Origin of the sequence: Stenotrophomonas sp. 704A1, assembly GCF_030549525.1 — a bacterium.
Lineage (GTDB): Bacteria > Pseudomonadota > Gammaproteobacteria > Xanthomonadales > Xanthomonadaceae > Stenotrophomonas > Stenotrophomonas tuberculopleuritidis.
In genome coordinates this window covers 2,593,172-2,605,983 of the sequence record NZ_CP130831.1, presented here as the reverse complement: position 1 = coordinate 2,605,983, position 12,812 = coordinate 2,593,172, and the positions used below count along the sequence as shown (strand labels likewise).

12 protein-coding genes are annotated in these 12,812 nt (G+C 69.3%); 6 read left to right on the top strand and 6 right to left on the bottom strand.

The window, feature by feature from the left end; all coding sequences use genetic code 11:
* Nucleotides 1-8: 8 nt before the first annotated feature.
* From Q5Z10_RS12175 to Q5Z10_RS12160, 4 genes are all read left to right on the top strand, one after another.
* The gene (locus Q5Z10_RS12175; RefSeq protein WP_005409874.1) at nucleotides 9-422 is read left to right on the top strand and encodes an ExbD/TolR family protein; all 414 of its coding nucleotides are present in this window, start codon (nucleotides 9-11) and stop codon (nucleotides 420-422) included.
* A 39-nt stretch (nucleotides 423-461) separates the two neighbouring features.
* On the top strand, nucleotides 462-1,127 hold the full coding sequence (gene tolA / locus Q5Z10_RS12170) for a cell envelope integrity protein TolA (RefSeq protein ID WP_303635694.1): 666 nt from the start codon (nucleotides 462-464) through the stop codon (nucleotides 1,125-1,127).
* Between the two features lie 42 nt (nucleotides 1,128-1,169).
* On the top strand, nucleotides 1,170-2,915 hold the full coding sequence (locus tag Q5Z10_RS12165; RefSeq protein ID WP_303635693.1) for a putative porin: 1,746 nt from the start codon (nucleotides 1,170-1,172) through the stop codon (nucleotides 2,913-2,915).
* 97 nt (nucleotides 2,916-3,012) lie between these two features.
* Complete coding sequence (locus Q5Z10_RS12160; RefSeq protein WP_303635692.1) at nucleotides 3,013-3,342, top strand: hypothetical protein; 330 nt, start codon at nucleotides 3,013-3,015, stop codon at nucleotides 3,340-3,342.
* A gap of 60 nt (nucleotides 3,343-3,402) precedes the next feature.
* Here the strand turns inward: Q5Z10_RS12160 and Q5Z10_RS12155 are convergent, their stop codons facing one another.
* The 6 genes from Q5Z10_RS12155 to Q5Z10_RS12130 form a co-directional block, all read right to left on the bottom strand.
* Nucleotides 3,403-3,801 carry an OsmC family protein gene (locus Q5Z10_RS12155; RefSeq protein ID WP_303635691.1) on the bottom strand — a complete coding sequence of 133 codons (399 nt, stop codon included), beginning with the start codon at nucleotides 3,799-3,801 and terminating at the stop codon, nucleotides 3,403-3,405.
* A 185-nt stretch (nucleotides 3,802-3,986) separates the two neighbouring features.
* Nucleotides 3,987-4,253 (bottom strand): cysteine hydrolase family protein, encoded by a 267-nt coding sequence (locus Q5Z10_RS12150; protein ID WP_303635690.1) that lies wholly within the window; start codon nucleotides 4,251-4,253, stop codon nucleotides 3,987-3,989.
* Between the two features lie 122 nt (nucleotides 4,254-4,375).
* Nucleotides 4,376-4,699 carry a DUF2149 domain-containing protein gene (locus Q5Z10_RS12145; RefSeq protein WP_303635689.1) on the bottom strand — a complete coding sequence of 108 codons (324 nt, stop codon included), beginning with the start codon at nucleotides 4,697-4,699 and terminating at the stop codon, nucleotides 4,376-4,378.
* Nucleotides 4,699-5,175: a MotA/TolQ/ExbB proton channel family protein gene (locus Q5Z10_RS12140; RefSeq protein WP_303635688.1), complete on the bottom strand. Its 477-nt coding sequence runs from the start codon at nucleotides 5,173-5,175 to the stop codon at nucleotides 4,699-4,701. The genes Q5Z10_RS12145 and Q5Z10_RS12140 overlap by 1 nt, the downstream gene beginning before the upstream one ends.
* Nucleotides 5,172-9,041 (bottom strand): cobaltochelatase subunit CobN, encoded by a 3,870-nt coding sequence (gene cobN / locus Q5Z10_RS12135; RefSeq protein ID WP_303635687.1) that lies wholly within the window; start codon nucleotides 9,039-9,041, stop codon nucleotides 5,172-5,174. Before cobN ends, Q5Z10_RS12140 begins: the two co-directional genes overlap by 4 nt.
* Before the next feature lie 41 nt (nucleotides 9,042-9,082).
* Entirely contained in the window at nucleotides 9,083-11,026 is a 1,944-nt protein-coding gene (locus Q5Z10_RS12130; protein WP_303635686.1) for a TonB-dependent receptor domain-containing protein, read from the bottom strand.
* 185 nt (nucleotides 11,027-11,211) lie between these two features.
* Here Q5Z10_RS12130 and Q5Z10_RS12125 point away from each other — a divergent pair, with 185 nt between their 5' ends.
* The gene (locus tag Q5Z10_RS12125; protein WP_303635685.1) at nucleotides 11,212-11,715 is read left to right on the top strand and encodes an RNA polymerase sigma factor; all 504 of its coding nucleotides are present in this window, start codon (nucleotides 11,212-11,214) and stop codon (nucleotides 11,713-11,715) included.
* Nucleotides 11,716-11,812: 97 nt separating this feature from the next.
* Entirely contained in the window at nucleotides 11,813-12,766 is a 954-nt protein-coding gene (locus Q5Z10_RS12120) for a FecR family protein (protein WP_303635684.1), read from the top strand.
* Nucleotides 12,767-12,812: the final 46 nt, after the last annotated feature.

Genomic DNA, 12,812 nt, shown 5'->3' with positions numbered 1-12,812 from the left:
GGCGCGCCATGGGCCAGAAGGCGAAGTTCGGCATCAAGAAGCGCGAGAAGGGCATCAACGTGACGCCCTTCGTCGACGTGCTGCTGGTGGTGCTGGTGATCTTCATCCTGACCAGCAACGCGTCCATTCCCGGCATCGAGGTGAATCTGCCGAAAGCCAGCAACAGCGTTGCACTGGAAAAGCCGAAGACCAAGGCGATCACCATCGATCCCAGCGGCCAGGTGTTCCTGGATGCCTACCCGGTGACGATGGCCGAGCTCGAGGACCGGCTGCGTACCGAGCGCGCCACCACGCCGGACTTCCCGGTGATCGTGCGCGGCGACGCGCAGGTGCAGTACGCGCGCGTGGTCGAAGTGCTGGACCTGCTGCGCCGCCTGGAACTGGCCCAGGTCGGGCTGGTCACCGGCAAGGCGCAGGGCTGAGGCATGGCCGGACATCAACCCCCACGGCAGGAGCCCGGCATGCGTGGCCGGCCGCTGCTGGTGACCCTGGCCCTGGTGCTGGTTGCGCTGCTGGTGCTGGGCGTGGCGCTGTGGTGGTGGCTGTTCACCGACACCGCCAGCACGCGCCGCCCGGTCGTGCAGCCGCCGATGCTGGCGTTGCCGCCGCCCCCGCCACCCCCGCCGCCGCCACCGGAACAACCGCCGGAGCCGGAGACGCCGCCGGAGGAGACCGTGCCCGAGCCCGAACCGCTGGAACCGCCGACGCCGGCCGAAGCGCCGACACCCACGCCCGACAACAGCGACCCGGTGACGATGAACGCTGATGCCCAGGCCGGCGGGGACAACTTCGGCATCCAGTCCGGCAGCGGCGGCGGTTCGTCCGGCGTGGGTCGCGGCGGCGCCGGCAATGCCAGCTACGGCCGCTACCTCGGCTACCTGATGCAGCAGGCGATCTCGCGCGATGCCAAGGTCCGGCGCCTGGCGTTCCAGCTGCAGGTCAATGTGTGGCTGGCCGCCGATGGTCGCCTCGAGAAGGTCGAACTGGTGCGCGGCAGCGGCAATGAAGAGGCCGACGCGGCCGTGCTCGACGCGCTGCGGCAGATCGGCAAGGTCGACCAGGTACCGCCGCCCTCGCTTGATTTCCCCGCCCGCGTCCTGATCCAGGGCCGCCGGCCCGGGGCCTGATTCCTGACTTCCGTGATTTCCCTTCTTTCGATGAGAACCGTGATGAACGACCACGTCCGCGCACGAACCGACTCCCGCCGCCCGCGGCCGGCCCGACGGGCGCTGCTGTGCTGCGCCGTGCTGCTCAGCCTGGCCGCGCCGGCCGGTGCGATGGCGGCTGAAACCACCATGGTCAAGCTGATCCGCGGCCTGATCGCCAGCGGTGCACTGAAGCCGGAAGACGGCCAGGCGCTGCTGGTGCAGGCCGAGGCGGAAGCCGCCGCCGCACAACGCACGGCCGCCTCCGCCGCGCCGGCCAGCACGGGCGTTGTCGCGCTGGAAGCCGGCGACGTGCGCGTGCCCTACGTGCCGCAGAGCGTCCGCGACGGCATCCGCGACGAAGTGCGCCAGGAGGTGATGGCGCAGGCGAAGTCGGAGGGCTGGGCGGCGCCGAACGAAGTGGCCGAATGGACGAAGCGCATCAGGATCAGCGGCGACATGCGCGTGCGCAGCGAGTCGCGCTTCTACTCCGAACGCAACAGTGACATCGAGACCAACTGGGCCTCGATCAACGCCGGCAGCGGCTTCGATACCAATACCAATACCAACCTGCAGCTGCCACCGCTGCTCAACACCCGCCAGGACCGCCGCAACCTGTGGCGCATCCGCGCCCGGCTGGGCATCGAAGCCAGCATCGGCCAGCACACCACCGCCGGCGTGCGCCTGGCCAGTGGCAGCAGCAATGGTCCGGTGTCGACCACCGAGCAGCTCGGCGGCGGCCTGAGCAAGAAGGATGTGTGGCTCGACCAGGCCTGGCTGGCCTACAGCCCGGCAGATTGGGTGAGCGTGCGCGGCGGCCGCTTCGGCAACCCGTTCTGGACCAGCGATACGCTGTTCTCCAACGACCTGAACTTCGACGGCCTGGCGGCCAACCTGCAGTACGATCTGGCCGGCGGCGAGGTGGGCCTGTTCGGCAATCTCGCCGTGGTACCGCTGGAATACACCTCGGACAGCTCGCCCAGCCAGAGCCGGGTCAAGACGCCGAACGAGAACAAGTGGCTGTCCGGCGCGCAGGTGGGCGTGAACTGGCGCTTCAACGATGACAACGCGCTGCGCGCGGCGTTGGGCTACTACGACTTCAAGAACATCAGCGGCCGCCTGTCCTCGCCGTGTGCGCTGTACGCCGGCGCGGTCGGCTGCGATACCGACTGGTCGCGGCCGGCGTTCATGCAGAAGGGCAACACCCTGATGCTGATCCGCGACATCGCCCGCAATCCGCTGGACCCGGCCAACACGCCCACCCCGCAGTACGTGGGCCTGGCCTCGGCATTCCGCCTGGCCACCTTCAACCTGCGCTGGGACACCCAGCTGGCCCAGGACATCGGGCTGCGCCTGGATGCGGACTACATCCGCAATCTGGCCTACGACAAGCAGGCGATGTTCGCCCGTGCCAACAACGGCATCGTCAACAACTTCGGCGCCGGCGGCACCGCCAGCATCGATACCTTCCGCAGCGGCGATACCGCCTGGATGCTGCAGGCCACCTTTGGTGCGGCCGAGCTGAAGGAGCCGGGCCAGTGGCAGGCGCTGCTGGGCTACAAGCGGATCGAGGCCGATGCGCTGCCCGACGCCTACAACGATCCGAACTTCCACCTCGGCGGCACCAATGCACGCGGCTACTACGTCGGCGGCGCCTATGCGCTGGATGCGCGCACCTGGATCAGCGGCAAGTGGATGGCGGCCAAGGAGGTCTCGGGTCCGCCGCTGTCCATCGATGTGTTCCAGCTGGAGTTCAATACCGGGTTCTGAGCGGACAGCGTGATCGCGGTCACGCAGACAATGGCGGGGGCGCAGCGATGCGCCCGTCTAAGGAAAGGAGACCCCGCGTTGCACACAGGAGGAGTGGATGAGCCGTCGCAAACTGTTTGAAAGCCCTGACCCGTCCAGCCAGATGCTGGGCGCCGGGCCCGCCTACGTGTCGGTCGAGGGGTTGCGCCAGCATCTGGCCGAGTTCCTGCTGTACGCCGGGCGGCCGGTGGTGATCATGCGGGGGCGCAGCGAAGTCGGTTATTTCCTGCCGTCGCGCTGCTGGCGCGAGCGCGGCGACGATCCCCTGGCCGCGGCGGCGGCGAACCAGCTGCTGGACGCCGCCGGTTTCCAGGCCGACGACATCGTGCAGGTGGAACAGGAGTTCAACGCCATGCGCCAGCGCACCGTGCTGCATTCACGCCGCTGACCTGTCCGTGGAGCCGGGCAGGGGCCCGGCTCTGTAGATCCAGGCGACGCGTGGATAGGGCTACGCTGCGCCCCCGCGCTCACTGGTGATCCGCGCACCCTCGCGCATCACCAGCGTCACCGGCGTCTTCTCGACCACTTCCAGCAACCGCTGCCACTGCGCATCGCTCAACGCGGCGCTGGCATGCAGCACGCGGTGCACATGGAAGCGCCCGTCCGCGTCGCGCTCCGAGCGCAGTTCGGCATGGAACTCACCCAGGTCCCAGCCCTTGCGCTGTGCGTACATGCGCAGCGTGATGGCGGTGCACGCCGCCAGCGAAGCCAGATACAGATCGAACGGTGCAAAGCCCTTGCCCTGGCCGCCCAGCGAGGCGGGTTCGTCCGCATCCACGTCGAAGCTGCCATTGCTGATGTGGTGCAGGTAATTGTCCGCGGTCGAAACAATGCGTGCGTAGGCCATCACGTTCTCCATCTGTCTGCAGCGCCGAGCCATGCCCGACCGATCCAATTGTGGTGTCGAGCCATGCTCGACTGCTCCGGAAGGCGGCGCCCGCCAGGGCCCGCGCCGCCATGTCATCACACCGTGCAATCGTACGAGAACTGGACGCCTGTGGCCTCCAGCACCTTGCATAACCCGAGATCGGCTCAGCCGCGCTGCGAATCCAGCGGCTCCTGGTTCTTCTGCACGTCCTGTGCCTTCAGGTAGCTCTCGATCAGCAACCGGTGGTTCGGGAAGATCTTCGTGTAGACCTCGGCCCATTGCTGGGCATCGTCGCGGTTCCAGCTGCGCTGGATCTCCGAGGCGACCGCGGCGGTGTCCATCGGCACCACGCCGGCCTGCACCACGCGGGCCAGGGTGATCTCCTCGGCCATCTTCGAGTAGGTACCGGGCGCGTCGATGACCGCGAACACCTGGTAACCATTCCGTCGCGACGCGGGCTGCTGCCGGCGGTGCGTGCGTTGATCGATTACCTCGCCGAGCGCTTCGAGGCGTTGCAGGAACCCTAGATCCGTCATCCACGCACGGCGTGGATCTACCGGGCCGGGGGGGCCCCCTCCGGCACGTACACCATGCGCCCATCCGGCAACCGATAGGTCACGCCGGCCTTGATCCCGCCGCCTTCGCCGATCTCGCCGGTGGACTGGTAGCGGGTCAGTTCCTCACCCTGCTTGACGGTAATGCGCATGTCGGCCTGGCCCGGGTTCTCGATCACGGTCACGTCCTGGCTGGTGAACGGATTGAGCGGATTGCGCACGATCACGATCATCAGGATGCCGGTGACCACCAGGAACAGGTCGATCAGGTTCACCACCGACAGGATCGGGTCGTCGGCCTCGTCGTCATCCAGGAAGCGCATCAGTGCACCTCCTGCCGGCGTTCGAACTGGCGCAGTTCCTGCAGCAGCCAGCGCCGGCGCACGGTCAGCACCAGATAGGTCAGGCTGGCGGCGACCAGGGCCAGGATCACCGACGAGAAGGCCACCACCATGTTTTCGCCCACGCCCTGGGCATCGCTGCGGGTCAGCGCCAGCAGGGCAGGACCCATCGGGATCATGGTCGCCACCAGCCCCAGCATCGGTGCAGTGCGCGAGACGATGCGCAGGCCTTCCAGGCGCTTGAGGATATGCAGTTCCAGATCGTCGCTGCAGCCGCCATGGCGGGCCTGCCAGGCCAGCAGCTCAGGCCGGTGGCGGCCGCGGCGGCGCTGCAGTCCTTCCCAGAGGAAGGCGCCGAAGCTGAGAAAGGCATAGGCCAGCGACAGCAGGATCAGCAGCAGGACCGGAGCGAGGAACAGGTGGGAGAGATCGTAGAGCGTGGATTCAAGCGCGTTCATGCGGAAGCCGGGTTGGAAGGAGACGTGGAAGGGCTGGCGTGCCGAGCGTTGCGCCGCGCCTGCAGCACCGCGCCTGCGCCGAGCAGGGCCAGCAGCACGGCGAGTGCCCAGCGCGTGGCAGGTGAGTGCGGCGCCGGCGGCGGCAGCTGCCGCATCACCTGGCCTCGCACCCTGGGTGAGGGGGCAGAGGCCTGTTCGACGGTGGCGGGTTCTGGGGTGACGGAGGCAGCGGCATCGGGTGCCGGTGGGGTGGCCGCCGCGCGGCTGAGCCCGTAGCCGGGATGTGCCTGCGTCGGTGCCGGTTCCGGCGCTGACCAGGCCTGCAGCTGCTGCAGCCGCGCCTGCAGCTCAGCACGGGTGCGATCATCGGCTTGCCAGTAGCCGCGCCTGATCGCTTCCTGCAGGCGCTCGATCATCTGCACCTGCGCGCTGGCGTTGTGTTGCTCGAACCACTGCGCCAGGCCCAGCTGGCGGCTGTCGCGCACGAAGGTGTCGTGCACCGCCTGCCACTGGTCGGCGCGGACGGTCTGGGGCGCGGTGACCTGCCAGCCGAACAGGTTGTCGACGCTCTTCAGTACCTCCAGTGTGCCGGCATAGCCTTCGGCCTGCATCGCACCGATCCATTGCGGATTGAGCGTCCGCGCGCGCAGCTCATCGGCCAGGAAGCGTGCGGTGCTGCGCGTGCGCGGTGCCGGTTCGCGCAGGTCGGAGACGTACAGTGCCGGGCTGGCACCGTCGAGGTGACGCACGGCCAGTGCCAGCCCGCCCAGATACTCGAAGGGATGGTCGGTGCTGAGCAGCCCATGGGTGTTGGAGGAGCGCGACAGCACCGCCGCCTGCACGCCGCGCAGCTGTTCGGCGAACAGGTTGCCGCCGGGCAGGGCGGTCGCCTGGCCGTCACTGCCGTAGCCGTGCTGCAGGCGATCCAGGAAGCCGCTGGCCAGCGCCGCATCGTCCTTGCCCGCCGCGCCGCTACGCTCCAGCACGGCGTGATTGAGGCCGCTGCCATACTCGCCGGACGCATTGCTGAAGATGCGCAGGCGCGACAGGCGCTGCGCCTGGTCCGCAGCGACGCCGTCGTGCTGCAGGCGCTGTTGCAAGGCGAGTGCATTGGCGGCAACCGGGTTGCCGGACGAGGCCGGCATCGCCGCCAGTTGCGCGATGGCGCCGGCCAGCAGGCGCAGGAACGGATCGAACTGGTCGCGGTAGACGCTGGTGGCCTGGATCACCACATCGATGCGCGGTCGTTGCAGTTCTGCATCGGGCACGATGTCCAGGGCGATCACCTTGCCACCACTGTCCCAGCGCGGGCGCAGGCCCAGTGCGTGCAGCACCTGCGCCTCCAGTACGCCGAGGTGGCGGATGGCCTCGCTCGACCATAGGCTGATGGCGAGTTTGCGTGGCAGCTGCCCATTGTGATCATCACGATAGGCCTGCAACAGCTGCTGCAGGGCGAGCTCGCCGGTGTCGAACGCTGCGCGGGTGGGAATGCGGTCGGGCTCGAACGCGAACAGGTTGCGGCCGCTGCGCAGTTCCGGCGTGCGTATCGGGTCGCCACCGGCGCCGGGCAGTACGAAGCCACCACCTAGGCCATGCAGCAGCGATTCGATCTCCTGTGTATCGGCCAGAGCGGCATCCCGTTGCGCGGCACGCTGCAGCGCTGCGCGCAGGTCAGGGGTGGCGGCGCTGCCGATCGGCGCACCTTCGCGCAGATGGTGCAGCAGCGTGCGATAGCCGAGGCCCTGCTGGATCTGCCGGTAGTCCACGGCAGTGGCCTCCGTCGGATCCTCGCCCAGCGCTTTCAGATAGCCCGGCCCCAGCTGCTGCATCACCATCAGCAGGCGGTGCTCGGGCGAGGCCGGCTGGCCGAAGGTATGCAGCCCCAGTGGCAGGTTGCGCCGTGCCAGCTCATGCAGGTGGTCGTGCAGCACCGGCAGGAAACTCTCGAAGCGTGCCTGCATGTCCACCGCGCTCCAGCCCAGGTCGGCGGCGATGCCACTGTCGGTGGCCAGGGTGCGCAGGCGTGCGGCGGTGGCATCACGCACCGGCCCCTGGTCCAGCTGCTGCAGTTCGTGCACCACCGCGTGCAGGTCGCGCAGCTCGTCGTACAGGCCGGACGGCGCGAACGGCGGGGTCTGGTGGCTGACCACCACCGCACGGCCACGGCGCTTGGCCTGGATCGCCTCGCCGACGTTGTCCTGGATGTACGGGTAGAACACCGGCAGCTCGCCCACCGCCAGCCACGGATAATCGGCGGCCCACAGGCCGCGGTCCTTGCCCGGGGTCCATTCCTGCGTGCCGTGGGTACCGAAGTGGATCAGCGCATCGGCCTTCCACCGCTGGCGCAGGTACAGGTACGCCGCCAGGTAGTAGTGGCTCGGCACCGACGCCGTATCGTGGGTGGCCTCGCCGATGCGGCCCGCGCGTGGCGGCTGGGGCATCAGCAGCAGGTTGCCCAGGCGCAGGCGCGGCAGCACGAACACGGCCTGTCCGTGCCGCTGACGTACCGCGGGGTGGTGTGCAGGATCGCCCCACTGCGCGCGCAGTTCGTCGCGGCGCGAAGCGGGCAGGGTGGCCAGCCAGCGGCGGTAGTCGGCGACCGGCAGGGTATCGGCCAGCCCGGCGTCGAGCAGCGCATCCAACCGCTCGGGATGGTAGTAGCCTCCCAGCAGCGCCTGCAGCTGTTCGATCAGGGTCGTTTCATCCACCGGCTGCGTCGAATACCCGGCCTGTGCCAGGCGCGGCAGCAGCGCCTCGATGCTGCGCGGCACGTTGAGATGCGACGCGGACAGGTTGCGTTCGCCGTCCGGCGCATTCCAGAACAGCAGCGCCACCCGTTTGTCGGCCGCGGCGGTGTGGCGCAGCGCCGCCAGCCGCTGCAGCTTGGCGGCCAACGCATCGATCTGTTCGGGAATCGGCTGCAGTTCACCGCGCGCATTGGCCGAGACCACGATCGGATCACCGGCGCCCCAGGCTTCGGGCACGGCGACGAAGGTTGCCAGCGTGGCCATCGGGATGCCGGTGGTCGCCGCGCGCCAGTCATCCGCATCCCCTTGCCGATGGTTCAGCGCCTGCAGCACCGGCACGTCCAGTGTGGCGAACTCGGCGGCACGCGCGGTGCCGTTCTGCAGATGGGTCAGGTTGGCCAGCGCATCCACTTCGATGCCGCGCAGCGCCTGCTGCAGGCCGTCGTCGGCGGCGGCATCGAACCAGACCCCGAACAGCGCAAGCTTGCGCGTGCGCCCGGCCTCGATCAGTGCATCCAGCACCTGGGTCTGCATGCCGCTGAGCGTGCTGCCGGAAATCAGTACGGCTACTTTCGGCCACGTCGCCTGACCATCGCGCTGCCACTGCGCCTGCAACGCCTGTGGACTGTCCAGCCACCGGTTGCCACCCGTGCTGTAGCCGGTGGCCGGCAGCACCTGCGGCGGCGGCAGTCCGTCGGCCCCGGCACCGCTGCGCCAGGCCTGCAGGTATGCCGCCAGCGTGCGGATGTTGGCCTCGCCACCGTTGCCGTAGTAGCCGGCGATGCTGCGCGCCACCTCGGCGGACAGGTGGCCGGAGGCCGGTGCACCGCCGCCCACACGCAGCCAGGGCACCTTGCCGTTCTGCAAGGGGCCATCGACCACCGCCATGATCTGTTCGACATCCGTCGGTCGCGGCGTGTCCAGCAGCACCAGGTCGGCGCCCGCCGGCCAGTCAGCGGGCAGCGCCGCCGCCGGGTCCACCACGCGCTGCCGGAAGCGCACGCCTGCAGGCGCGCCCAGCGCGTCCAGGCGGGCGATCCTGGCGGGCAGCACGAAGCTGCTGCTGACCACCTCCACCCGCAAGGGGTCGGGCTCGGCACGGGCCGATGTGCCAAGCATCAGCCACCCGAGCAGCAGCCATGTCCACCCGCTGCGCATGGTCAGAACGCCAGTTCGATGCCGGCATGCACGTAGCGGCCGGTTTCCGGGTACGGGTACAGCGCACCGGTCTCGTCCAGCCGCTTGTCGGCCAGGTTGTCGATGCCGGCCACCACGCTCACCGCCGCGGTCACGCGCCAGCGCGCGTCCAGCGACCACAGCCAGTAGTCGGGCAGGGTCACCTGGCTGCTGCCGGCCACCTGCTGCTGTGGACCGATGTACTCGCCGCGCACGGCGGCCTGCAGCGGCCCGCGCTGCCAGTTCAGCGCCGTTGCACCGCTGCGGCGCGGACGTTCCGGCAGCCATTGGCCGGTCTGGCGGTCGCGTGGGTCCAGCCAGCTCCAGTTCGCCTCGAAGGACAGATGCTCGCTGATCGGCGCGGTGCCGGTCAGCTCGAGGCCACGGATGCGTGCACGGGCCACATTGGTGTAGTTGCGCAGTTCGCGGCCGCGTACACCGCAGGCACGTACGCAGGTGGTCTGGATCAGGTCCTTGAGGTCGTTCTGGAACGCAGTCGCCTGCAACGACCAGCGCTGCTGCTGCCAGGCAACCGACAATTCGGCACTGGTAGTCTGTTCCGGCTTCAACTGTGGGTTGCCGACAATGGTGAAGCGCCCACCGCCGCCCACCGCGGAGTACTCCGGCGACAGTTGCTTCAGGCTCGGTGCCTTGAAGCCGCTGCCGATGCCGCCCTTGATCGTCAGCGCGTCGGTGGCATGCCACACCGCATAGGCGCGCGGGCTGTGGTGCCAGCCGAACTCGGGGTGGCGGTCGCTGCGGCTGCCGAAAACCACCGAGAGTGCGTCGCTCACCTGGATCTCGTCCTGCATGAACAGCGCGCTCTGGTTGGACTGCAGGTGGCCGGAGCGTGCACCCGCGGCATCGTCCAGTTGCTGCCGCCGCCATTCGCCGCCGACGCTGACGCGGTGGCGTGCACCCAGTGCAACGGTGGCGCGCGCATCGACGATCTGGTCGGTCAGCTGCTGCGGCCGCGAGGCCTCGCCGCGGTCGCGACGGTTGTCGCGGTCCAGCACCGCACGGTAGGCACTGACCCGGGTCTGGCCCCAGTCCCAGTCGCCCTGATGGCTCAGCGTGGTCTGGCGGCGACGGATGTCGTCGATGGTCTCGTACTCATAGGGTGCGGCACCGGCCTGCAGCGCATGGCGGCGTCGTTCCTCGCTGCCCTGCAGGTGCGACAGGTCAATGCGCTGATGCGCATCCGGCGTCCAGGTCAGTACCGCACGCCCGGTGTTGGCACGGCGCCCCTCCTGTTCGTCCAGGCGGTCGTCGGTGGGATCGCGGGTGGCATCCTTCTGCCGGTGTTCGGCAAACACGCTCAGGCCCAGCGTGCCAGGGAGCAGTGCGCCACCCGCATAGAAGCCGGCCTGGGCCGTGTTGCCACCGCGGTCACCGGCAACCACGCCGGCGTTGTAGACCAGGTTGCCCTGCCAGTCATCGGTGGCGCGGCGGCTGATCACGTTGACCACGCCGCCCAGCGCCTCCGAGCCGTACAGCGAGGACATCGGGCCGCGCACCACTTCGATGCGTTCGATCGCGGCGGCAGGCAGCCAGCCCAGATCGAAATCCGAGTGGGCGATGGCATCGGCCGACGCGCTGACGCGCTGCCCGTCCAGCAGTACCAGCGTATAGCCCGGGTCCATGCCGCGGATGCGGATGCCGCGGCGACCGAAGCCGACCCCGGCCACCGTCACGCCCGGGCTGCCGCGTAGTGCGTCGGCCAGATCCAGCACCGGCCGCAGCTGGATCTGCTCACGGGTGATCACGCTGATGGAGGCGGGCGCATCGCTGGCCAGGCGGTCGGTGGCAGTGGCGGTCACCACGATCGGATCCAGTTGCGAAGGGGCCTCCGCTGCCGCTGCCAGTGCGGGGGCCAGGGCAAGGAGGATCGCGCCGGACAGTCGGCGGGCGGGGACGGAACGGGACATGGCAAGGGGTCGCTACAAATGTGACGATATAACATAGCACTATCTTCACGAGATCTTCATAGGCCGAAGGTCCTGCCTGTGGCGACGTCGCTGAACGGGGGTGCGGTATCGCGCCGGGACGCCTACAATCCCGGCTCGGACCGTCGCCATCACGCCCATCATTCCCCGGTCCGGCCTTGGCACCCATGTCCCCCAATGCCCTGGCGCTGATCGAACTGCTGATCCGCGAACGCCGTGCGTTGTTCCGCTTCATCGGCCGCTACCTTGACCCGGCCAGCACCGAAGACACGCTGCAGAACCTGTACCTGAAGGCCAGCAGCGTGCCCGGCGATCCGCCCATCCTGGAGCCGCGCGGCTATCTGTACCGCATGGCCTACCACCATGCGCTCAACCGCAGCCAGGCCGACGCGCGCGAACGCCGCGCGATGGCCGAGTACGCGGTGGACGTGGCGCAGGACCGCCACGATGGCGAGGCGCAGGCGCTGGACCAGGCGCAGCTGCGCGAGATCACCCAGACCATCCTCGCGCTGCCGGCCCAGGTGCGCGAGTGCTTCGTGCTCAACCGCTATCTCGGCCTGAGCGAGCGCGAGATCGCCCTGCGCCTGGGCATTTCCAAGAGCCTGGTCGGCAAGCACGTGCTGCGTGCCGCGCTGTTGATCCAGCAGCACCAGCGGGGCAGCCACCGATGATCGGATCGCACAGGCCCGACGATTGCCGTGGGCAATCCGCCCACTGCGGTGTCACAGCTGTAGAACGCGCCCACCCGCGGTGCCGCAGGCTACAACCATGAACCCGTCCTCACCCTCGCCGCGACAGGCCAGGCAGGCCCTGCACTGGGTGCTGCGGTGCAATGCCGGTCCGCTGCCGCCGCGTCAGCAACGCCGCCTGCAGCGCTGGCTGCAGGCCGATCCCTGCCATCGGCTGGCATGGGAGCAGCAGAACGATTTCTGGCAGTCGCTCGATGCCGCGGGGCCGGAGGTGCTGGCCGCGCTTCCCGGGCTGACCGCCGAACCGGCGCTGCGCCCGCTGCGACCCCAGCGCCGATGGCCATGGCTGCTGGGCAGTGCCGCGGCGGTGCTGGTGGCGGTGGCCATCGCCCCGCATGCCTGGCTGCTGGCCCGCAGCGATGTGCGTAGCGGCAGCGCGCCGCGTACGGTGCAGTGGGAGGATGGCAGCAGCGCCGTGCTCGATGCCGGCACCGCGTTGGCGGTGGAGTTCAGCGCGGACCAGCGGCGCATACAGCTGCTGCGCGGGCAGGCCTGGTTCCAGGTAGCGCATGAGGCGCGGCCGTTCCGGGTCGAGGCCGGCGGTGGCGAGATCCGTGACATCGGCACCGCCTTCAGCGTGACGCTGCAGGGCGCGACCGTGGTCACCGGGGTCAGTCAGGGAGAGGTCGAGGTCGGGCCCGGGCAGGTCCCGGTGCAGCGCCTGCATGCGGGGCAGCAGCGCGCCTTTGCCGGCGGTCGCTGGCAACAGCCGCTGCGGCGCATCGATGCGGACGCGGTCGCTCCGTGGCGGCGGGGCGAGGTCAGCATCGACCAGCTGCCCGCCGCCGAGGCCATCGCACAGCTGGCACGCTATCGCGCAGCGCCGGTCTGGGTGCTGCGCGGGCAGGGCGCGCAGGTGGCGGTGAGTGGGCTGTTCCACCTGCAGCAACCCGACCCGGCCATCGCGGCGGTGGCCCAGCAGGCCGGCCTGCGCGTACGCCGTCTTCCGGGCGGTGCGCTGCTGGTGTGGTGATCGGCAGGGATGCTTGTGCGATGAATCGGAAAAAACCGTGGGCAGT

Coding starts and splice junctions, on each gene's coding strand:
- Q5Z10_RS12145 (WP_303635689.1), bottom strand. CDS start 4,699: ATGCGCTTCCTGGATGACGACGAGGCCGACGACCCGATCCTGTCGGTG.
- tolA (WP_303635694.1), top strand. CDS start 462: ATGCGTGGCCGGCCGCTGCTGGTGACCCTGGCCCTGGTGCTGGTTGCG.
- Q5Z10_RS12120 (WP_303635684.1), top strand. CDS start 11,813: ATGAACCCGTCCTCACCCTCGCCGCGACAGGCCAGGCAGGCCCTGCAC.
- cobN (WP_303635687.1), bottom strand. CDS start 9,041: ATGCTTGGCACATCGGCCCGTGCCGAGCCCGACCCCTTGCGGGTGGAG.
- Q5Z10_RS12130 (WP_303635686.1), bottom strand. CDS start 11,026: ATGTCCCGTTCCGTCCCCGCCCGCCGACTGTCCGGCGCGATCCTCCTT.
- Q5Z10_RS12160 (WP_303635692.1), top strand. CDS start 3,013: ATGAGCCGTCGCAAACTGTTTGAAAGCCCTGACCCGTCCAGCCAGATG.
- Q5Z10_RS12140 (WP_303635688.1), bottom strand. CDS start 5,175: ATGAACGCGCTTGAATCCACGCTCTACGATCTCTCCCACCTGTTCCTC.
- Q5Z10_RS12165 (WP_303635693.1), top strand. CDS start 1,170: ATGAACGACCACGTCCGCGCACGAACCGACTCCCGCCGCCCGCGGCCG.
- Q5Z10_RS12125 (WP_303635685.1), top strand. CDS start 11,212: ATGTCCCCCAATGCCCTGGCGCTGATCGAACTGCTGATCCGCGAACGC.
- Q5Z10_RS12175 (WP_005409874.1), top strand. CDS start 9: ATGGGCCAGAAGGCGAAGTTCGGCATCAAGAAGCGCGAGAAGGGCATC.
- Q5Z10_RS12155 (WP_303635691.1), bottom strand. CDS start 3,801: ATGGCCTACGCACGCATTGTTTCGACCGCGGACAATTACCTGCACCAC.